General features: G+C 64.7%; 21 protein-coding genes. 7 read left to right on the top strand and 14 right to left on the bottom strand.

Features of this window, described 5'->3' with window-relative positions; all coding sequences use genetic code 11:
* The first annotated feature begins 24 nt into the window (after window positions 1-24).
* Window positions 25-561 carry a hypothetical protein gene (locus A5779_RS12400; RefSeq protein WP_064882227.1) on the top strand — a complete coding sequence of 179 codons (537 nt, stop codon included), beginning with the start codon at window positions 25-27 and terminating at the stop codon, window positions 559-561.
* Between the two features lie 14 nt (window positions 562-575).
* Here A5779_RS12400 and A5779_RS12395 read toward each other — a convergent pair whose 3' ends face one another.
* From A5779_RS12395 to A5779_RS12380, 4 genes are all read right to left on the bottom strand, one after another.
* A complete protein-coding gene (locus tag A5779_RS12395) occupies window positions 576-1,451 on the bottom strand; it encodes a cyclopropane mycolic acid synthase family methyltransferase (protein ID WP_055110489.1) in 876 nt (291 codons plus the stop codon).
* A gap of 150 nt (window positions 1,452-1,601) precedes the next feature.
* Window positions 1,602-2,462: a 3-hydroxybutyryl-CoA dehydrogenase gene (locus A5779_RS12390; protein WP_082941662.1), complete on the bottom strand. Its 861-nt coding sequence runs from the start codon at window positions 2,460-2,462 to the stop codon at window positions 1,602-1,604.
* Between the two features lie 194 nt (window positions 2,463-2,656).
* Window positions 2,657-3,943: an isocitrate lyase gene (gene aceA, locus A5779_RS12385; RefSeq protein ID WP_055110490.1), complete on the bottom strand. Its 1,287-nt coding sequence runs from the start codon at window positions 3,941-3,943 to the stop codon at window positions 2,657-2,659.
* Between the two features lie 254 nt (window positions 3,944-4,197).
* Window positions 4,198-5,019 (bottom strand): acyl-[acyl-carrier-protein] thioesterase, encoded by an 822-nt coding sequence (locus A5779_RS12380; RefSeq protein ID WP_064882327.1) that lies wholly within the window; start codon window positions 5,017-5,019, stop codon window positions 4,198-4,200.
* A gap of 131 nt (window positions 5,020-5,150) precedes the next feature.
* Here A5779_RS12380 and ramB point away from each other — a divergent pair, with 131 nt between their 5' ends.
* Genes ramB through A5779_RS12365 form a run of 3 tightly spaced genes read left to right on the top strand, consistent with a single transcriptional unit; the run spans window position 5,151 to window position 7,814 of the window.
* Window positions 5,151-6,566: an acetate metabolism transcriptional regulator RamB gene (ramB, locus tag A5779_RS12375; RefSeq protein ID WP_064882225.1), complete on the top strand. Its 1,416-nt coding sequence runs from the start codon at window positions 5,151-5,153 to the stop codon at window positions 6,564-6,566.
* 46 nt (window positions 6,567-6,612) lie between these two features.
* Complete coding sequence (locus tag A5779_RS12370) at window positions 6,613-7,233, top strand: hypothetical protein (protein WP_064882223.1); 621 nt, start codon at window positions 6,613-6,615, stop codon at window positions 7,231-7,233.
* A gap of 29 nt (window positions 7,234-7,262) precedes the next feature.
* Window positions 7,263-7,814 (top strand): carboxymuconolactone decarboxylase family protein, encoded by a 552-nt coding sequence (locus tag A5779_RS12365; protein ID WP_064882221.1) that lies wholly within the window; start codon window positions 7,263-7,265, stop codon window positions 7,812-7,814.
* 88 nt (window positions 7,815-7,902) lie between these two features.
* Here the strand turns inward: A5779_RS12365 and A5779_RS12360 are convergent, their stop codons facing one another.
* From A5779_RS12360 to A5779_RS12345, 4 genes are read right to left on the bottom strand one after another with little or no spacing between them, the layout of a single operon-like run.
* Complete coding sequence (locus A5779_RS12360; protein WP_064882219.1) at window positions 7,903-8,172, bottom strand: hypothetical protein; 270 nt, start codon at window positions 8,170-8,172, stop codon at window positions 7,903-7,905.
* Window positions 8,169-9,563, bottom strand: a complete 1,395-nt coding sequence (gene lpdA / locus A5779_RS12355; RefSeq protein WP_064882216.1) for a dihydrolipoyl dehydrogenase — start codon at window positions 9,561-9,563, stop codon at window positions 8,169-8,171. Before lpdA ends, A5779_RS12360 begins: the two co-directional genes overlap by 4 nt.
* Before the next feature lie 30 nt (window positions 9,564-9,593).
* Window positions 9,594-10,088: a hypothetical protein gene (locus tag A5779_RS12350; protein ID WP_064882214.1), complete on the bottom strand. Its 495-nt coding sequence runs from the start codon at window positions 10,086-10,088 to the stop codon at window positions 9,594-9,596.
* Window positions 10,081-10,359: a putative holin gene (locus A5779_RS12345; protein WP_064882212.1), complete on the bottom strand. Its 279-nt coding sequence runs from the start codon at window positions 10,357-10,359 to the stop codon at window positions 10,081-10,083. Before A5779_RS12345 ends, A5779_RS12350 begins: the two co-directional genes overlap by 8 nt.
* Window positions 10,360-10,523: 164 nt before the next feature.
* Here A5779_RS12345 and A5779_RS12340 point away from each other — a divergent pair, with 164 nt between their 5' ends.
* Complete coding sequence (locus A5779_RS12340; protein WP_064882324.1) at window positions 10,524-11,387, top strand: cyclopropane mycolic acid synthase family methyltransferase; 864 nt, start codon at window positions 10,524-10,526, stop codon at window positions 11,385-11,387.
* On the opposite strand, the gene A5779_RS12335 is transcribed toward A5779_RS12340, so the two are convergent.
* A complete protein-coding gene (locus A5779_RS12335) occupies window positions 11,371-11,898 on the bottom strand; it encodes a DUF779 domain-containing protein (RefSeq protein WP_064882210.1) in 528 nt (175 codons plus the stop codon). The genes A5779_RS12340 and A5779_RS12335 overlap by 17 nt on opposite strands.
* A gap of 26 nt (window positions 11,899-11,924) precedes the next feature.
* Here A5779_RS12335 and A5779_RS12330 point away from each other — a divergent pair, with 26 nt between their 5' ends.
* Both A5779_RS12330 and A5779_RS12325 read left to right on the top strand, forming a co-directional pair.
* On the top strand, window positions 11,925-13,961 hold the full coding sequence (locus tag A5779_RS12330) for a prolyl oligopeptidase family serine peptidase (RefSeq protein ID WP_269085841.1): 2,037 nt from the start codon (window positions 11,925-11,927) through the stop codon (window positions 13,959-13,961).
* Window positions 13,962-14,021: 60 nt separating this feature from the next.
* Window positions 14,022-15,179 (top strand): neutral zinc metallopeptidase, encoded by a 1,158-nt coding sequence (locus A5779_RS12325; protein WP_064882208.1) that lies wholly within the window; start codon window positions 14,022-14,024, stop codon window positions 15,177-15,179.
* A 29-nt stretch (window positions 15,180-15,208) separates the two neighbouring features.
* Here A5779_RS12325 and A5779_RS12320 read toward each other — a convergent pair whose 3' ends face one another.
* The 5 genes from A5779_RS12320 to A5779_RS12300 form a co-directional block, all read right to left on the bottom strand.
* Window positions 15,209-16,057, bottom strand: a complete 849-nt coding sequence (locus A5779_RS12320; protein ID WP_064882206.1) for a hypothetical protein — start codon at window positions 16,055-16,057, stop codon at window positions 15,209-15,211.
* A 36-nt stretch (window positions 16,058-16,093) separates the two neighbouring features.
* On the bottom strand, window positions 16,094-16,951 hold the full coding sequence (gene ppk2 / locus A5779_RS12315) for a polyphosphate kinase 2 (protein ID WP_055110501.1): 858 nt from the start codon (window positions 16,949-16,951) through the stop codon (window positions 16,094-16,096).
* Between the two features lie 63 nt (window positions 16,952-17,014).
* Window positions 17,015-18,544, bottom strand: a complete 1,530-nt coding sequence (locus tag A5779_RS12310) for an aldehyde dehydrogenase family protein (protein WP_064882204.1) — start codon at window positions 18,542-18,544, stop codon at window positions 17,015-17,017.
* A 197-nt stretch (window positions 18,545-18,741) separates the two neighbouring features.
* Window positions 18,742-19,887, bottom strand: coding sequence for a hypothetical protein (locus A5779_RS12305; RefSeq protein WP_064882202.1), 1,146 nt, complete (start codon window positions 19,885-19,887; stop codon window positions 18,742-18,744).
* A gap of 406 nt (window positions 19,888-20,293) precedes the next feature.
* Window positions 20,294-20,572, bottom strand: a complete 279-nt coding sequence (locus tag A5779_RS12300) for a phosphatase PAP2 family protein (RefSeq protein ID WP_082941661.1) — start codon at window positions 20,570-20,572, stop codon at window positions 20,294-20,296.
* Window positions 20,573-20,693: the final 121 nt, after the last annotated feature.

Here is a 20,693-nt window from a genome sequence, read left to right as displayed (position 1 = left end):
GTGTGCACCCCACGTCCAATATCCGTGGCGCAGATCATCGTAGGCAGCGAGGCGATGGCGGCGGAGTCCGCCACCCGCCAGACATTGCGGTCCAAATATGTGATGCCGCACCAGAATGTCTATGCGCCAACAGGTTTGCTGCTGACCGCGCATGACCATGCGATAGCCGCGTGGCTGTGGTCGGGCCGCAACGCCACGCTTGCCGGGTATTCCGCCGCGGCAGTACTGGGCAGCAAATGGCTCCCCGACGATGCGCCGGCCGAACTGGCCCGCATCCGCCAGCCCTCGCCGCCCTGGATCCTGATCCACACCGGCGTCATCGCCGCCGACGAGCTTCACCTCGTCGGCGAGATGCGTCGCCCGCACCTGCTACGACATCGTCCGACTGGAATTCCTGGCGTCACGCGGATGGACGATCGTGCGGGTCAGCGCCCGTCAACTGCGGTGCCGGCAGCCCGAGATCGTCGCTCGGGTGCACAACGCCCTAAAGCACTCACGCCGAAACTACGGGTTGTGACGGATTCCAAGCGAAATCCATCAGGAACCGTAGTTTCGGCGTGAGAGGAAAAGCGAAACTACTTGACCAGCGTGAACTGGCCGATGTTGGTGATGCCGCGACGGAAGAAGTCGGCGCAACCGGTCAGGTACTTCATGAACCGGTCGTACACTTCCTGACCCTGCAGGGCGATGGCCTCGTCCTTCTTGGCCTCCAGGTTGGCCGCCCACATGTCCAGCGTGCGCGCGTAGTGCGGCCGCAGCAGGTGGATGCGCTCCAGCTTGAAGCCCGAGTCGTCGGCGAGCTTCTCGATGTCCTCGACCGCAGGCAGCTGCCCACCGGGGAAGATCTCCTCACCGATGAACTTCATGAACTTCAGGTCGCTGATCGTCAGCTTGATGTTGTTCTCGCGGAAGAACTGCTGGGTGTGTGCCAGGATCGTGTGCAGCAGCATGCGGCCGCCGTTGTCCGGCAGGATGCTGTAGGCCCGCTCGAAGAAGATCGGGTAACGCTCCTGCTTGAAGGCCTCGAACGCGCCGATCGAGACGATGCGGTCGACGGGCTCGTTGAACTCTTCCCAGCCCTGCAACCGGATCTCGACGTTGCGGTTGGTGTCGATCTTGGCCAGCCGCTTGCGGGCGTAGTCCGACTGTTCCTTGCTCAGCGTGATCCCGATGACGTTGACGTCGTGGTTGATCAGCGCCCGCTCAAGGCAACCGCCCCAGCCGCAGCCGATGTCCAGCAGGGTCATACCCGGCTTGAGGTCGAGCTTGCCCAGCGCGAGATCGAACTTGGCGTTCTGCGATTCCTCGAGGTTCATGTCCTCGCGCTCGTAGTAACCGCAGGTGTAGCCCATGGTCGGCCCGAGGAAGAGAGCATAGAACTCATTCGAGATGTCGTAGATCGACTGCGACTCCTCGTAGTACGGAGCAAGATCGGACTCGACGTTAGACATGCGAAAAATTACCTCTTTGCGTTTCTGCTGCTGACGACCAATGGTTTAGGGGCCGACACTGTTTTACATGCAGACTCTATAGAGCGAGCCAGCAGGCCCTACCATGGGTAGACTAGCTAAGCCTCGGCCATAGTGCCAGCGCGGTCTTTCTCAGTACTCGTAGAAGCCCTGGCCCGATTTTTTGCCCAGCTGTCCCGCCTCCACCATGCGCAACAGCAGCGGCGGCGCGGCATACAAAGGCTCTTTGAACTCGTCAAACATCTTGTCGGCGATGAGCTTGAGGGTGTCCAATCCGACCAGATCGGACAGGCGCAGCGGCCCCATCGGGTGGGACAACCCGGCCACCACTGCCTTGTCGACATCGTCAATTGTGGCAAAGCCACCCTCGACCATCCGGACCGCCGCCAGGAGGTACGGCACCAGCAACGCGTTGACGACGAAACCGGACCGGTCCGAACAACGGACAACCTGTTTTCCGAGAACCGTGCTGGCGAAGTCTTCGACCCGCGCGGCGGCGGCCTCGTCGGTTGTCAGGGCGGTGATCAATTCGACCAGCGGCAACACCGGAACCGGGTTGAAGAAGTGCAGGCCGAGAACCCTGGCAGGATTCTGGGTAGCTGCTGCGAGTTTCATGATCGGGATGCTGGAGGTGTTCGAGGCCAGCACTGCATCGGGGTCGGTGACGATGCGATCCAGGTCGGCGAAGATCTTGGTCTTGACGGCCTCGTCCTCGATCACGGCCTCGATGACCAGCTGACGATCGGCCAGATCGGCGAGCGTGGTGGTGAACTTCAGCTTGCCCAGCGCGGCGTCCTTCTCCCCCTCGGTGATCTTGCCCGCACTGACTCCGCGCTCGAGGGACTTGGTGATCCGGTTGCGTCCGGCGGTCACGAAGGCGTCGGCGGTGTCGAACACCAGCACGTCCACGCCCGCGCGCGCGGACACCTCGGCGATCCCGCCACCCATCTGGCCGGCACCGATCACACCTATACGTTCAATTTGATTGCTCACGACTTCACTTTCTCAATACGCAGACATGCGACAGGCCCCGCCCAAGAATTCTGAGCGGGGCCTGCTGCTGTCAAGCCACTGGGTTTAGTGCCTCAGGCTCGTCGGTTCCACTTCGCAAGCTCAGTGGCTCCGGTTGTTCGGTTCCACTTTCGCAAGCTCAGTGGCTCCGGCTGTTCGGTTCCACTTTCGCAAGCTCAGTGGAACTGACCCTCTTCGGTGGAACCGGCCAGCGCGGTGGTCGAGCTGTTCGGGTCAACCGTGGTGGCGATGCGGTCGAAGTAGCCGGCGCCAACCTCACGCTGGTGCTTGGTGGCGGTGTAACCGCGCTCCTCGGCGGCGAACTCGCGCTCCTGCAGCTCGACGTAGGCCTTCATCTGCTCGCGGGCGTAGCCGTGGGCCAGATCGAACATCGAGTAGTTGAGGGCGTGGAAGCCGGCCAGCGTGATGAACTGGAACTTGAAGCCCATCGCGCCCAGCTCGCGCTGGAACTTGGCGATGGTGTCGTCGTCCAGGTGCTGCTTCCAGTTGAAGGACGGCGAGCAGTTGTAGGACAGCATCTGGTCCGGGAACTCGCTCTTGACGCCCTCGGCGAACTTCTTGGCCAGCTCCAGGTCCGGGGTGCCGGTCTCCATCCAGATCAGGTCCGCGTACGGCGCGTAGGCCTTTGCGCGGGCGATGCACGGCTCCAGGCCGTTCTGCACCCGGTAGAAGCCCTCGTTGGTGCGCTCACCGGTGATGAACGGGCGGTCGCGCTCGTCCACATCGGAGGTGATCAGGGTGGCGGCCTCGGCGTCGGTGCGCGCGATGACCAGGGTGGGCACGTCGGCGACGTCGGCAGCCAGGCGGGCCGAGGTCAAGGTGCGGATGTGCTGCTGGGTGGGGATCAGCACCTTGCCACCGAGGTGGCCGCACTTCTTCTCGGAGGCCAGCTGGTCTTCCCAGTGCGAACCGGCGACACCGGCGGCGATCATGGCCTTCTGGAGCTCGTAGACGTTGAGCGCACCACCGAAGCCGGCCTCACCGTCGGCGACGATCGGGGCGAGCCAGTTCTCGACCGAGGTGTCGCCCTCGACCTTGGCGATCTGGTCGGCACGCATCAGAGCGTTGTTGATGCGGCGGACGACCTGCGGCACCGAGTTGGCCGGGTAGAGGCTCTGGTCGGGGTAGGTGTGGCCGGACAGGTTGGCGTCACCGGCGACCTGCCACCCGGACAGGTAGATGGCCTTCAGGCCGGCGCGGACCTGCTGCACGGCCTGGTTACCGGTCAGCGCGCCGAGCGCGTTGACGAAGTCCATGTCGTGGAGCTGCTCCCACAGCACCTCGGCGCCGCGGCGGGCGAGGGTGTTCTCCTCGACGACGGTCCCCTGCAGGGCAACCACGTCGGCCGGGGTGTAGGTACGGGTGATGCCCTTCCAGCGGGGGTTGTGATCCCAGTCGTGCTGGATCTGCTCCGGTGACTTGGGGGTGCCCACGGTCGACATAGGACTGCTCCTTCGGTTTGGTTCGACCACCGCGGTTCCTTGCTAACGCCGCAGCAGCTTCACTGGTGTGCTAATCCGAAGATGTCATAACCCATATCCGCAGGTCCACCCGTTTCAGTTGCCAACTTTCGCCAAAGCGCTTAGTTAACTTGCGAAGATTGCGAAGAAATATGATGGCTGTACCGGTTCAGAAGCTACCGACGGGTAGCCCAAAGGCGCAGGTCAGTACGCTCGTACTGTTAAACCGGGAGGGGTCAGAGCGAGAACAGTGAAGCGATCGCTTTTGTCTCGTCGCCGACGGCATATGTGAGCGTTCTAACAGTGCGGTCGGAGAGCTCTTCGCCGAATTTGTCGGTCGATCCGGCGGGGTGAACGTGCGAAAGGATCTCGAGTTTCTCGCCGAGCGCCACTGCGGCGTCGTGCTCGATGGTCACCCGCAGCGGCTTCTCCAGCAGCTCGGGATGGGAGTACAGGTAGTCCTCGATCACCGTCCAGTAGACCGAGTTGTTCATGTGATCGAACAGGTCGATGTCGGACACCCGCACCGGATACTCGCGAATTTCGGCCGCATCCTCACGACTGCCGGCCTTCAGGTAGGACTTCCAACGCAGCCGCGCCTCGTCGGTGGTGCGGCGCAGGCCGGACAGGAAGTCGTCGGAGATGCGGGCCGGCCCCTGCGTCTCCCGGTTGATGTTGATCCAGAACGCCTCGGATTCCATGAGGCCGCCCTTGCGGCCGTCGATCCGCACCCGCATCTCGCACCACCGGTTCGACGTTCCGGAACACCACCGCCGCATCCGCAGCATGTCCTGGAACTCGATCGGCTTGATCAGGTCGATCATCGTGCGCCGCACGATCCACAACGGATGGGTCTCCTCGAAGCCGAGTTCGCGGAGATGGTCGGAGCCGATGTCCTGGATGTGCCGGGCGGCGGCGTCGAACCGCAAACGTCCGACCCGATCGATATCGCCGACCCGCAGCGGCCATTCCCGGTCGAAGACGTCGGGATGGGGATCGGGCACCGGCATCATCACCTTGTTGAGCCCGGTGGTCGAAGTTTGCGCGGTTCCCGTCATGGTCATCTCCCAGTTGCTGTCGCCTGAGCCGATCATGCCAGGCAGCCCGATACTGCCAGTAGAGCCTGAACTGCCAAGGGAGCCAATGACGTCTTCGCAACTGTGTTAATCCGGCGGTAGCCTAGTTCACCGTGGCAAAAACGTTCGTTGGGTCGCGGGTGCGTCAACTGCGGAGCGAGCGTGGATTCAGCCAGGCGGCCCTGGCTCAGATGCTGGAGATCTCCCCCAGCTACCTCAACCAGATCGAGCACGACGTCCGGCCGCTCACCGTGGCGGTGCTGCTCCGCATCACCGAGGTTTTCGGGGTGGACGCGACGTTCTTCGCCTCCCACGACGACACCCGATTGGTCGCGGAAATGCGCGAGGTGGCGATGGACCGCGATCTCGGCGCCGGCATGGATGTCGCCGAAGTCGCCGACATGGTGGCGGCGTATCCGAACTTCGCCCGCGCCATGGTGAACCTGCACCGTCGGTACCGGCTCACCACCACCCAGTTGGCCGCCGCCACCGAAGACCGCTACTCGGACGGCAGCGGCAGCGGGTCGATCACCATGCCACACGAAGAAGTGCGCGACTACTTCTACCAACGGCAGAACTATCTGCACGAGCTCGATACCGCCGCCGAGGATCTGACCGCCAAGATCCGGATGCACCGCGGTGATCTGGCCGGCGAGCTGGCCAACCGGCTGACCACCGAGCACGGGGTCCGGATCGTGCGGCGCATCGATCTGGGCGACACCGTGCTGCACCGTTATGATCCGGCCACCAAGACGCTGGAGATGGGCAATCATCTCTCCCGCGGCCAGCAGGTGTTCAAGATGGCGGCCGAACTGGCCTTCCTCGAGTTCGGCCAACTCATCGACAAGATGGTCGACGAGGGCATGTTCACCAGCGACGAATCCCGCACCCTGGCCCGGCTCGGCCTGGCCAACTACTTCGCCGCGGCGACCGTTCTCCCCTACCGCCAATTCCACGATGTGGCCGAGAATTTCCGGTACGACGTGGAGCGGCTGTCGGCGTTCTATTCGGTGAGCTACGAGACCATCGCGCACCGGCTCTCCACGCTGCAGCGTCCGTCGATGCGCGGCGTGCCGTTCTCGTTCGTCCGGGTAGACCGCGCCGGGAACATGTCAAAACGACAGTCCGCCACCGGCTTTCACTTCTCCTCCTCGGGCGGCACCTGCCCGCTGTGGAATGTGTACGAAACCTTCACCAACCCGGGAAAGATCCAGGTGCAGATCGCGCAGATGCCCGACGGCCGCAACTACTTGTGGGTGGCCCGCACCGTGGAGCGCCGCGCCTCGCGCTACGGGCAGCCCGGCAAGACCTTCGCGATCGGGTTGGGATGCGAACTGCGCCATGCCCATCGGCTGGTGTACTCCGAAGGGCTGGACCTCTCGGGCGAGGTCGCCACGCCCATCGGATCGGGTTGCCGGGTGTGCGAACGTGACAACTGCCCGCAGCGCGCCTTCCCGGCGCTCGGCAAGGCCCTTGACCTCAACGAGCACCGCTCGACGGTGTCACCGTATTTGGTGCGTGAGCCGTAGCGAACTGGCGCTCCAGGGGCCCGCGAGCAGCCCATAAGATCTGGGAATGACCGGGGCCCGCTGGCGGCTGAGCGCCGTCGCCGACCGGCGATGGACATTCCTGAAACTCATCGCACCGGCGAGCAAATGGCCTCTTGCGCTTGGGTTGGTCGCATTTGCCGCGGCCGGCCTGACGGCCTGCACCCAACCGGTCTCCGGTACAGCGCGTCCCGCGCCACCACCGCACGTTGTCCCGAACCTGCAGGATTTCTCTTCCGCCGATCCGGAGAGGTTCTATATCCCGCTGCGCGGAGGCCCGGTCTACCGGTTCAGTACGCCGACCGGATTGAGCTGCCAGATCTCTCTCGGCGATATCGGATGCTCGGGCAGGTTCTCGTCGGACTTCTACAAACCCGATGACCGCACCTGCTCCGATGTCTCACAGCTGCGGGTGGGAGCGGTGAATTACGACCGGGGTTTCACAATCGAACGAATCGATGACGGCTGCGAACCCAGCGCCTATCCACTTCTGGATGTCGGGCAGAAGATCGTCCTTGACTGGAGCCGAAACAACCCGGGGCTCGGCGACAAGATTTGCGCTGTCGGACCGAAACAGCGCATCGCCTGCATCGACGGCTATACGAATCGTGGGTTCGTCATCGAACCCACCGGCGCCTGGACCTTCTGAGCCGCGCCACCTGTGCCAGACTCGGCGGGGTGAGTGCACTCGAGCCGGCCCGCATCGCGCCGGGCGGATTCCGCGAGCTGGGCCCGGTCAACTGGGCCATCGCCAAACTGGGCGCCAGGGCTATCCGGGCACCGAGGTTCACCCTGATGAACGTGCTTGGCCAGCACAAGCTGCTGTTCCTGGCCTGGCTGCCGTATTCGGGCCTGCTACTCGGCCCGCTGGGCAAGTTGTCACGTCAGGATGCCGAGCTGGTCATCCTGCGGGTCGGGCATCTGCGGGATTGCGAATACGAGCTGCAGCAGCATCGCCGGCTGGCCCGCAGCCGCGGTGTCGACGCCGAGACTCAGGCCCGCATCTTCGAGGGGCCTGACGCTGAAGGCTTGACCGATCGACAGCGGGTGTTGGTCACTGCGACCGATGAGTTCGTCGTCACCCGGTCGGTCTCCTCCGAGACGTGGGCCGCCCTGTCGAAGCTGATGACCAAGCAGCAGCTCATCGAATTCTGCTTGCTGGCAGCCCAATACGACGGTTTGGCCGCCACGATGACGACGCTGCGAGTCCCGCTGGACTTCCCCGACTAGGCCTACCGATTGCGCCGTTTTCCACATGGGGGTTGTACGCGCCGCCGATCAACAACCCCGTAGTAGAAAACGGCGCGGCACTACAGCACTACAGGTACGTCACGCCCAGCAGCACCAGTGAGAACAGCACCGGGGACACCGGCAACGTCCACAGGAACGCCGCCCAGGTGTGGGATTTCTGCTGGTACTTACGTCGACCGAAATAGACCCCCGCGGCCCCGCCGATGAAGGACAGGGCCGCGACCAACAGCACCCAGATGTTGACGCGGGAGCCCTCGGTCGCCAATGTGATGGCAGCCAGCCACACTATGTGGCCGACCACCAATCCGGCTATGCCGGCGACGATTTCGTTTCTCAAAAGTTGATCATGTGGCCGGTCAGCCCGTGGAAGCACTCCTGCAGCGCCTCCGACAGGGTCGGGTGGGTGTGCACGTTGCGGGCCAACTCGTTGGCGGTCAGGTCCCACTTCTGCGCCAGGGTCAGCTCCGGCAGCAGTTCGGAGACGTCCGGCCCGATCAGGTGTCCGCCGATCAGTTCGAGGTGCTTCTTGTCGGCGATCAGTTTCACGAAACCGGTCGGGTCCGCCAGGCCGTGCGCCTTGCCGTTGGCGGTGAACGGGAACTTGGCGACGACGACGTCGTAGCCTTCGGCCTTGGCCTGCTCTTCAGTGAGCCCGAAGCTGGCGACCTGCGGCTGGCAGAACGTAGCGCGCGGCATCATCCGGTAGTCGCCCAGCGCGAGAGTCTCTGCGCCGGCGATGGTTTCAGCGGCGACGACGCCCTGGGCCTCGGCCACATGGGCCAGCTGGAGCTTGCCGGTGACATCGCCGATGGAGTAGATACCGGGCACGTTGGTGCGCATGTAATCGTCGATCGCGATGGCGCCGCGGTCGGTCAGCGCGACTCCCGCGGCCTCCAGGCCGAAGCCTTCGACGTTGGGCCCGAATCCGATGGCCTGCAGCACCTTGTCGGCCTTGAGCTCCTCGGTCTTGCCGTCCTTGCTGACGGTCACCGTGACTGTCGAACCGTCGTCGGCAATGCCCTCGACCTTGGTGCCGGTGAGGATCTTCACGCCCAGCTTCTTGTACTGCTTCTCGATCTCCTTGGAGACCTCGGCGTCCTCGTTGGGCAGGGCGCGCGGCAGGAATTCGACGATGGTGACGTCGACGCCGTAGTTCTTCAGCACGTAGGCGAATTCCATGCCGATCGCACCGGCGCCGGCGATGATGATCGAGCCCGGCAGGTCGCGCGAGAGGATCTGGGTTTCGTAGGTGACCACGTTCTCGGACAGCGAGGTGCCCGGCACCAGGCGGGTCGACGACCCGGTCGCGATGATCGCGTTGTCGAACGTGAGCTCCTCGGTCCCACCCTCGTTGAGCTTCACCGACATCGACTTGGGGCCGGTGAAGGTGCCGTAGCCGTGGACCTCGGTGATCTTGTTCTTCTTCATCAGGAAGTGCACGCCGGCCACACGGCCGTCGGCGACCTTGCGACTGCGGTCGAAGGCGGCACCGTAATCGAACGTGGCCTCACCGCTGATCCCGAAGGTCTTGGCTTCCTTGTTGAAGATGTGTGCGAGTTCCGCGTTGCGCAGCAACGCTTTGGACGGGATACAGCCGACATTGAGGCACACACCGCCCCAGTACTTGGGCTCGACAATTGCGGTGTTCAGCCCCAGTTGGGCGGCACGAATGGCCGCGACGTATCCACCGGGACCAGCTCCGAGAACGACAACGTCAAAGTGGGTCACGACCCCACCCTAATGGGCGGCGCAATGGTGCTACCGGGCGATCCAGCCGAACACGTAGGCGCCGTAGAAAACCGCTGCTGCGGCCATTGCCGCCACCGGCGCCGACATCAGCGCGATGGCCAGGGCCGATACCACCGGTTTGCGTTGCGCCGTCGAAGCCAGCAGCGCGCCGACCGTGGTGGTGACGACGTAGGCCAGCGCCGCGAACACCGGCCAGGTCTTGTCGGCCGACTGATACCAGTAGTAGTACAGGCCCGCGCCGGCGGCGGCCGAGACGAACCAGACCCCGGCCAGCACGCCCACGAACGTCCACCACTTCACCGACAGATAGGACCCCTCGACCACGACGGACGGGGCCGGGGCGGGCAACGGCGCCGAGGGTGCGTCGTCGGTTTCCGTCTGGTCCGGCGTCATGTCTTCCGCAGGCGTGGTGGCGGCCGACGATTCGTCGGCGACGATCTCGTTTTCCCCGGTGTCGAACAGCGGGGCGAAGTCCGCGGTGGAGGTGTCGACGTCCTCAGCCATGGGATGCCACCTGGATGATCGCCAGTGCGCCGAACCAGCCGGGCGCGATGGCCAGCGCGAAGGCTCCGAGCGTGGTGACCCAGCGCCGCCCCGCGACCAGGACGAGGAGCGTCCCGAGGACGCCGGGAACTCCGAGGACGAGGGCGATCACCACATCGGGCCGGACGGAGACCGTCACCAGCAGTGTCGTGGCAATCCCGGCCAGTAGGCCGACCGCTACGCCGACCGACATTGCGCCGGTCAGCAGCCACGCCCGTGGCAGCGGAATCACCCTTCGACGATAACGCCGCGATCCCGTACGACAGCGGCACGCGTGCGGCGCGCCCCGGCCGATATCGATTCGTAGCCATCCGTGGCCCGATCGGCTCCGAATGGTCTATGAGGATCGCGGCCGCGATCTGTCTCTCGACCGACGAGCAGCAGAAAGGCGCCCCTGTGCCGAAATCCCTGACTCCGCATTTTGCCGACGTCCAAGCTCACTACGACCTTTCCGACGACTTCTTCCGCCTGTTCCTCGATCCGACGCAGACCTACAGCTGCGCGTATTTCGAGCGCGACGACATGAGCTTGGAGGAAGCGCAGATCGCCAAGATCGACCTCGCGCTGGGCAAGTTGGGGCTGGAACCGGGGATGACGTTGCTCGACGTCGGGTGCGGTTGGGGTGCCACGATGCGACGCGCCATCGAACGCTACGACGTCGACGTGGTGGGACTGACGCTGTCGAAGAACCAGGCTGCGCATGTCAGCAGGATGTTCGACGGTATGGACACCGACCGCGGCAGGCGAGTGCTCTTGCAGGGCTGGGAGCAGTTCGACGAGTCGGTCGACCGGATCGTCTCCATCGGCGCGTTCGAGCATTTCGGTCGTGACCGCTACCCCGCCTTCTTCGACAAGGCGTATCAGGCCCTGCCGTCCGATGGGGTGATGTTGCTGCACACCATCTGCGGGATCGATCCCCGCAAGGCTCATGAGATGGGAGTACCTGTCACCTTCGAGCTGGCCAGGTTCATCAAGTTCATCCTGACCGAGATCTTCCCCGGTGGGCAGTTGCCGTCGATTCCGATGGTCCATGAGCACGCGACCGCAGCCGAATTCACGGTCACTCGGGAGCAGTCGTTGCAGCCGCACTACGCCCGAACCCTCGACGTCTGGGCTGACAATCTGCAGGCTAACCGGCAGCAGGCCGTCGCGACCCAGTCCGAAGAGGTCTACGAGCGTTACGTGAAGTATCTGACCGGCTGCGCCAAGCTGTTCCGCCGTCGCCAGACCGACGTGGTCCAGTTCACCTTGGCGAAGTAGGCACCGTTCGCGCCGGTACCGGGCAGGCGTCGGCGGCTTCGCCGACCAGGTGGCTGCCGGTATCGGGCGGGCGGGCGCCGGCGCTGTACTGCGCGCCCGTCACCGGGGGTTGCTCGGCCAGTAGGGCATTCTCCTCGTCGGTGAACGCCCGGCCACGCGACAGGAAGCGCATGCCTTCGGGCGCTTCCAAACTGAACCCACCACCCCGACCGGGTACGACGTCGATCACCAACTGGGTGTGCTTCCACGCCTCGAACTGGGGGCCGGAGATCCACACGGGCACACCGAAGATGCCTTTGCTCCTCGCGTCCGCACCGCCCACGTCGAGCACCGCCAGCACGATGTCGCGGTCCCCGACGATGAACTCGCCGTCGGGGTAACACATCGGCGACGATCCGTCGCAGCACCCGCCGGACTGATGGAACATCAACGCCCCGTGACGCTCCTGCAACCGCGCCAGCAGATCGGCGGCGGCCACAGTGATCAGGGCCCGCGCCGGTGCTCGACTCATCACGTCCTCACTTCCACGGGCCAGTGGTGTTGTTCAGCTCACAGTACTCGCGCAGTCACAATGGGCAGGTGGCTGAGGACCCCTATCTGTGGCTTGAGGACATCACCGGCGACGACGCCTTGGCGTGGGTGCGTGCCCACAACGAGCCGACGCTCGCCCAGTTGAGCGGTGAACGTTTCGAGACGATGCGCTCCGAGATATTGCAGATCCTGGACACCGATGCGCGGATCCCCTACCCGGGCCGGCGTGGTGAGTTCCTGTACAACTTCTGGCGCGACGAGACGAATCCGCGCGGCCTGTGGCGGCGCACCACGCTGGAGAGCTACCGCACCGACGATCCGGACTGGGACGTGATCCTGGACCTGGACGAGCTGGCCCGCGCCGAGGACGAGAACTGGGTGTGGTCCGGGCCCGAGGTGATCGAGCCGGATCACACACTCGCCATGATCAGCCTGTCCCGCGGCGGCGCCGACGCCGCCGTGGTGCGCGAGTTCGACATGCGGACAAGAGAATTCGTGCCGGGCGGGTTCGAGCTGCCCGAAGCCAAGTCGTCGGTGTCCTGGGAGGACGAGGACACCCTGTTGGTGTGCACAGACTTCGGCGAAGGCTCGATGACCGAGTCCGGGTATCCGCGGATCGCCAAGCGGTGGCGGCGTGGGCGGCCGTTGGCCGAGGCCGAGACGGTGTATGAGGCGGAGCCAACCGATGTCCGGGTGATCGCCTCGGTCGACCGGAGCCCGGGCTTCGAGCACACCCGCCTGGGCCGCTACACCGACTTCTACCACCGCATCCGCTACGAGCTGCGCGACGGTGAGCTGATCGAGATCAAGATCCCGACCGACTCGTCGCTGTCGCTGCACCGCGAGTGGCTGCTGATCTCCCTGCGGAGCGACTGGCAGGTGGGTGATGTCACCTACCCGGCCGGGGCGCTACTGGGCACCAAGTTCGACGACTTTCTCTCCGGCACAGCCGATCTTGCGATGGTCTACGAGCCGGATGAGCACAGCAGCCTGGCCGGTGTGCAGTGGACCAAAGAGAAGCTGATCCTCGTCACGCTGCGTGATGTCGCCAGCCATGTCGAGATCGTCACTCCCGGCACCTGGGAGCACAGGGACGCACCGGACATTCCGCCCGCGACCGACACCATCGTCGTCGACAGCGATCACCTCGGTGACGAAGTCTTCTACAACTCAAGCGGATTCACCACCCCGTCAAAGCTGCTGTACGGCACCGCCGGAGGCCCACTGGTCGAGGTCAAGTCGGCACCGGCGTTCTACGACGCCACGGGCATCGCCGTCGAACAGTTCTTCGCGACGTCCAAGGACGGCACGCAGGTGCCGTACTTCGTGGTCGGGCGCCGCGACGAACCGAGCCTCACCCACCTCTACGGCTACGGCGGGTTCCAGAATTCGTTGACCCCGAGCTACCTCGGCGGCGCGGGCCGAGCCTGGCTGGCCCGCGGCGGAACCTTCGTGCAGGCCAACATCCGTGGCGGCGGCGAGTACGGCCCGGACTGGCACAAGCAGGCGATGCGGCAGAACCGCCACCTGGTGTACGAGGATTTCGCCGCGGTGGCAGCGGATCTGGTGAGCCGCGGCATCACCACGGTCGAGCAGCTCGGCGCCTCCGGCGGCAGCAACGGTGGGCTGCTGATGGGCGTCATGCTGACCCACTACCCCGAGCTGTTCGGAGCGCTGGTGTGCAGCGTGCCGCTGCTGGATATGAAGCGCTTCCACCTGCTGCTGGCAGGTGCGTCGTGGGTGGCCGAGTACGGCAATCCCGACGATCCGGCGGACTGGGAGTTCATGTCGAAATATTCTCCGTACCAGAATATTTCAAAGGACGCGAAGTACCCGCCGATCTTGATCACCACCTCGACCCGCGATGACCGGGTGCATCCCGGCCACGCCAGGAAGATGACGGCGGCGTTGGAGGCCGCCGGGCACCGGGTGCTGTATTACGAGAACATCGAGGGTGGCCACGGCGGCGCGGCCGACAACAAGCAGGCGGCGTTCAGGTCCGCGCTGACGTACGAGTTCCTCTGGCAAACGCTGAGCGGCTAGCGGGGCCCTGCCGGGAATTCGTGCGCAGCCGCGCCTGGTCAGGCCAGTATCGTTCTCGAAATGCAGTCGTGGGGTCCGTTCGGTCCGCCGCCCAAGTCCTGGGATAACAACAATCCCTTCGCCGCGGGCGCCGACCCGTTCACACCGGCCGAAAAGAGCACCGCCAAACCGGCGGACCCGTGGACTCCTGCTGTCGATCCCTGGGCAACCGCTCCATCCGGTCCGCCTCCCCAGCAGCACTTTGCCGATCCGTGGGGCGCTCCGTCCGCCGCCTATCCGGCGCCTGCGCCGTTGCCGAAAAGCTCTCGGCGCGCTGCCATCCTGATCGGCTCCGCCGCCGCCGTCGTGGTGGTGATCGCACTGGTCACCGCCGGGGTCTTCGTGCTCAACAAGCAGGGCACGGCCAGCGCCAGCGAGCCGGTCAGCCCCGCAGTCGCCGTACCCACCAGCGAGCTCACGTCCGCGCCGTCATACACCGCAACCAGGACGCCGCACCCGACCACCACCACGGCGCAGGCCCTGCCCACCGGTGACGCGGCGCTGGGACAAAACCGGATCGCTGCCAACTTCGACGCCGGCCTGGCAAAACAACCATGCAATCCCGTCGGTTGGCCGAGCGACGCAGCGGCGGCCCGGATTTTCTACGAGACAGCCGTGTCGTGCATGGATACGGCGTGGAAGCCCCTGGTCACTGCGGCGGGAATGGAATTCCGTAGTCCCAAGGTGTCCCTGGCCGAAGGATGCGATAGCGACGGGATGCGGGGCTTCGCAGGCATGTACTGCAGTAAGACGGAAACTCTGTCCGTGCCACTTTCCAGCTTGTCCCCGAAAAAAGACAACGCCGAGGTGATCTTCAACCTGGCAGTGCTCGCCCATGAATACGCCCATCACGTCCAGCACCTCATCGGGACCCTAGGCGAACTGCACCAACAGGCGCGAGCCGTGGGCGAGCAGTCCGAACCAGGACTGGAACTGTCGCGCCGCCTGGAACTTCAGGCGCAGTGCTTCTCCGGCATGTTCGTCGGTTCCATCGTCGACACCGGAGGCCGGTTCACCGTGGCCGATTACCAGGTGATTGCAAACGGCCATTGGGATGCTGTTTCGCCACGCGACCACGGATCGCCTGAGCACTATGGATCCTGGTGGGATCAGGGCTACCGCCTGAACAAGATCGGCGAATGCAATACGTGGCTCTCGCCTCCCAGCGACGTGTCGTAGCGGCGAAAGCTACGGGGCGCAACCGGAACTCAAGTTGGTCGACGCCGCAACCCACCGAGCAGCGCCACAATGATCCCGAACACCACAAGCGCACCGCCGGCCGCCAGGGCGAGGTTGAGCCATTGGTGCAGGCTGTCGATGGCATGCCCCACCATGGCATCGGCGATCTGGCGGATGTCGCCGCTGGTGTGGTTGAGGGCCTCGTTGAGGTAGCGTCGGCCCGCCTCCAACCCGGCCCAACCGGCGGCCCCCACCAATAAGGCGGAGATGCCCAGTGCAGCAAGGGTTTTACCGCGGGCGCGCGCGGCGGCGAGAGTCAGCAGCGCGAAGACGCCGGCCAGCACTGTCACGCCGACGCTCACCCACGGGCCCCACACGGCCAGCGGTCGCAGGATCCCCGGCCGCAGATTATCCGGTGCCGATGAGGCGATTGGGACCGTAAGTGTTTGCGGCACTTCGACACCGAAGTTGGACAGGGTTTCGCGGAACGAGGTGTCCCTGAGCATCGGGGCCACATCGATCACCCAACTACCGTTCTCGTCCCGCGACAGCCGGTCGGTGAACATCCAGGTGTGCGCAAGCTGGTTGGCGAGGGCGAACTGTCCAGGGAAGTCCGGCCCGGCGGTGTAGGCACCTGCCACGGCGCGGATCCGGCGCGAGTCGACATCGGCACCGTTCTGCGAGGCCAGGGATTGCACCTGGGTGGTGAGTTCCCCGGCGACGGCCTGCTGCAACTGTGGGTCGGCAGCGGCGCCTGCGGCGAAGGACGAGTAGCCCTGCTCGTCGATGACGTTTTTCTGCACCCACGCCGACGGCAGCGCCGCGGCCAGCAGGATCGTCGTCAACACCCACAGGAACAGCGTCATGACGAAGCGCACGCCGTCCTCCTAGTTCCCGGGCGGCGGCCAGACTGCTCAGTCCGACAGGGCTCGCCCCACGATCAGCGGATCGGCGTGGCCGACCACCTCAAAATCCTTGTTGTCGTAATCGAACTTACCGAGCACGTGGCGCATGGCGTTGATGCGGGCGCGTTTCTTGTCGTTGCTCTTGACCACAGTCCAAGGCGCCATTTCGGTGTCCGTCCAGGCGAACATGTCTTCCTTGGCGGCGGTGTAGTCGTCCCACTTGTCCAGCGACGCGAGGTCGGTAGGTGAGAGTTTCCACTGCCGCACCGGGTCGACCTGACGGATGGTGAACCGGGTGCGCTGCTCGGATTGCGTGACGGAGAACCACAGCTTGGTCAGACTGATGCCGTCGTTGACCAGCATCTGCTCGAACAGCGGGGCCTGCCGGATGAATTCGGCGTGCTGCTTGGGCGAGCAGTAGCCCATCACGCGTTCCACCCCGGCGCGGTTGTACCAGGAGCGGTCGAACAGCACGATCTCGCCGGCGGCGGGCAGGTGCTGCACGTAGCGCTGGAAGTACCACTGGGTGCGTTCTTTTTCGGTCGGCTTCTCCAGCGCGACCACGCGGGCTCCGCGGGGGTTCAGGTGTTCCATGAACCGCTTGATGGTGCCGCCTTTACCTGCGGCGTCACGCCCCTCGAACACGATGACGTGCCGGAGTCCGTTGCCCTGGCTCCACTTCTGCAGCTTCAGCAGTTCGATCTGCAGCAGGCGCTTCTGTTCCTCGTACTCCTGACGCGACATGCGGTCGTCGTACGGGTAGTTCTCCCGCCAGGTGTCGACGACCTCGCCGCTGGGTTGCAGCAGCAGTTCGGGGTCGTCATCGTCGTCGTCGCGGACCGTGTACCCGGTGATGTCGAGAGTCACCGGCCGACGGTATCCACCCCGGCGAACACGAAGGTGTCGCCGGGGTGAACGGCTGGTAGTGCCCTACTTGGCCCTGCGGCGCGGACGCGCCAGCGCCAGCTTGGTCAGCAGCTTGTTCATCCGAACGATCGCCTTCTCGGAGTTGTTGTAGTAGCTGCCGCCGGCGCCCACACTGGTGCGCGGCACCACCACGGTCTCCTGCTTGCAGAACTTGCGCACCCCGTCGACGCCGCCGAAGCGGGCACCGATACCGGAGGTCTTCCAGCCGCCCATCGGCGCGGTGGTGCACATCAGGTTGGAGATGACGTCGTTGACGTTGACCGCACCGCAATCAAGCTGCAGCGCAATGGCCTTGGCCCGGTCGACATCCTTGGAGAACACCGAGGCGCTCAGCCCGTAGGGGCTGTCGTTGGCCAGCCGAACGGCTTCCTCGACCGACGACACCTTCATGATCGGCAGGGTCGGACCGAAGGTCTCCTCGGTCATGCAGGCCATCGAGTGGTCGACGTCGACCAGCACGGTCGGCTCGAAGAAGCTGCCACCGCCCTCGGGGCGCTTCCCTCCGGTCAGCGCCTTTGCGCCGGCTGCGACAGCCTCGTTGACGTGACGTTCGGTGATCGCCACCTGGCTGTCGTCGATCTGGGAGCCGAAGTGGTAGCCCTCGCCGGTACCCATCTTGAGGTTTTCGACGGCTTTCACGGTGGCGGCGACGAACTGGTCGTAGACCGGATCGAGCACATAGACCCGCTCGACGGACACGCAGGTCTGGCCGGCGTTGAACATCCCGCCCCACACCGCGGCGTTGGCGGCCAGCTCGACGTCGGCATCCTCGAGCACGATCATCGGGTCCTTGCCGCCGAGCTCCAGGCTCACCGGGGTCAGACGACGTGCCGCCCGCTCCATCACCTTGGCCCCCGTCGCGCAGGAACCGGTGAACTGGACGTAGTCGGAATTGTCGATGACGGCCTCCGACACCGCACGCGCACCTTGCGCCAGGGCGAACACCTCGGGGGCACCGGAATCCAGCCAGCCGCGCAGCAGCACCTCGGCAGTCAACGGGGTGCGCTCAGACGGCTTGAGCAGCACCGCGCACCCGGCAGCCAGGGCGCCGATGGCGTCCATCATGGCGTTGGCCACGGGGTAGTTCCACGGCGCGATGATCCCGACGACTGCACGCGGCCGGTAATGCACGGCGATCTTCTTGATCGACATGATGGGCAGCGCGGCCGGCCGGGTGTCCGGGGCCATCGCCTCTTCGACGACCTTGATGTAGTACGAGAGGATCATGATCAGCAGCGGGACCTCTTGTGCGGCGTCCATGGCCGACTTGCCGGTCTCGGCGATCAGGAGTTTCTCGATCTCGTCGCGGTGGTCCCCCAGCCATACCGCGTAGCGGGAAAGGACCTTGGCGCGGCCTTTGGCGCCTCGGGCCTCCCACTCCTTCTGCGCTTCCCGCAGACCCGCCGCGATACGCGGCACGTCGGCCGCGTCGGTCCAGGTCACTTGGCCGGCGACGGCGCCGGTCGCGGGGTTGTAAATGGTGCCGGAGCCCGTGAACTCTCCGGTCAGAGCTACATCTGGCGTCGCTGTCATGCGGCCTATGTTAATCGGCGTTTGTGACGCACGTCGCACCGGGGTTGACACCTGTCAAGTTGGTGGCCGCGCCGGGGTGTCCAGATCGACGAAATGGCCGCCCCGCGGAGTGTGTGAGCGGCCATCTCGTCGAATTCGAGGGAAAGTTACCGAGAGCGTGGCGACCCCTCATCACCGCGCTCTACGCCGGTATCACCTCAGTCCTCAGAACCCTTCTTCGGGCCGAGCTTCTTGGCCGTCTTGTCGGCCGCTTCGCGCACCTTCTTGACGACCTTGTCGACGTTCGCCTTGGCCTTTTCCCGCCGCTTCTCGGCTTTGTCCTTGGCGCCGTCGAGCGCGGCGTTGAGGTTGGTGACGTGGGGCTTGAGGTTGTTCACCTTCGGCTTCTGGTCGGACTTGTCGTCGGCGGCCGACAGCAGCCGGCTCCGATTGAGACTGTTGTTGGCGAGCACGTTGCCGGTGCTGTCCACCTTGTCGCGCACACCGAGCACGTTGGCGGCTGCGATCCGCACGGAATCGCGCGCACCGATCAGTTGGTTGTTACGGAACTGCATGAGGGCGCCGTCACCGGTCGGGTCGGTCGGGTCGTGATTGGTGCCGCCACCGAGCCCGGCCGGGAGCGCTTCGGCAAGACCCTCGATCGCCGGGTCCGCGACCCACATCGGCGCATCGATGTATTCCTTCACCGCCTTGTAGACCGCGAGCTTGTCGCCGGATGCCACCGCCTGCGCGACGGATACCAGGCCGACCGCCCCGAGCACGGCGCCGTTGACGCTCCGCACCGCCGATTCCTGCAGCCCCTGAGCGAGCGCCGCGGTGTAGTTGTCGTTGGGCCACGGGGTGTCGACGTCGAGCACCTGCGCGAACTGCGCGTTGATGTCATCCCGGAGGCCCAGGAGTTCGTTGTTGCGGAATTGCATGAAGGCGCCGTCACCGGCCGAGGTGTTGGTTACGTGGTCCGAGCCGCCACCCAACTCATCCGGCAACGTGATGGCAATCGCCTCGATGAGCGGATCAGCGACGTAGACCGGCGAATCGACGATCTGCCGAATCTGGGAGAACAGCCGCTCGTTGTCGCCGGCCACGAGCTGAGCCGCGAGGACAAAGGGCGTGAGCGGCGCCTGGACGAACTGGTCCGCGAGCCGCTGACCGGCCATGAACACCAGCCCCGCTTGATTCATGCCCTCGAAGCTGGCCATCAAGGCCGTCGACGCGTCGAGAACACGCCGCGGCGGCGTGGGCGTCGACACCGCGACCGGAGTGATCGCGACGACGCCGGCGGTGGCGACGGCGACGCATGCGGCCAGACCGCTCGAGACACGACTGTTGACACGACTGTTCATTGATGAAATCCCCTCGATGACTTGCTATTTGGGCTGACCGACGACTCGGTACGCGCCGAAATTTACCTGGCACTAATCAAGATCTCAGGTTTTTCTCAGGTGGAAATTTTGCGGTTGTTGCATACGCAACTACCTTCGCTCCCGGCGCGGTTGCCGCAAAAATCAGAAAGTAACCATCTGCGCAGCTCGCACCCGCACGAAGAGTTTGCTGTGGGGCTACGCCAGTTCTAAAAGCATTGCGGAACGCAACACCGGACGACGACCGTCATGCCTGAACCATCAACTGGTCCTTGATGGTTGGCCGATCTTGAAAATGCCCCGAGGACATCGCGCGCCATTTCGCACCTGAGGGCTCCGCGTCGCGGGTAGCCATCGGGCGAAAAGTCCGCACCGGACAAATGATCGCTCAGCGAAGATCAGGCGAGGCGTCATCCACCTGGCCATATTGCCGATCTCGGGCGAGCATCGCGGCGACGCACACCACCGAGGTGCCCAGCAGCACCCCGCCGATCGTGTCCGTGAAGTAGTGAAAGGTCATCGACAGGCCGAACATGGCGAGCAGGACAACGCAGACCGCCACCACCAGCACCCACAGCCTCATGCCTGCCACCAACACGAGCAAGCTCGTCCCTGCCACGAGAAACGTGGTGTGACCGCTGGTGGCGATCACCGTCGTTCGCGTCATCAAGCCGATCTTCGGTAGGGAGAAAGGTGGTGCGCTGGCCTATCCCAGCGGTCACACCACGTTTCTCGTGGCAGGGACGAGCTTGCTCGTGTTGGTGGCAGGCATGAGGCTGTGGGTGCTG

This window comes from Mycolicibacterium peregrinum (assembly GCF_001665625.1).
Lineage (GTDB): Bacteria > Actinomycetota > Actinomycetes > Mycobacteriales > Mycobacteriaceae > Mycobacterium > Mycobacterium peregrinum_B.
The sequence above is the reverse complement of the archived record's forward strand: the minus strand, read 5'-3'. Positions and strand labels throughout refer to the sequence as shown.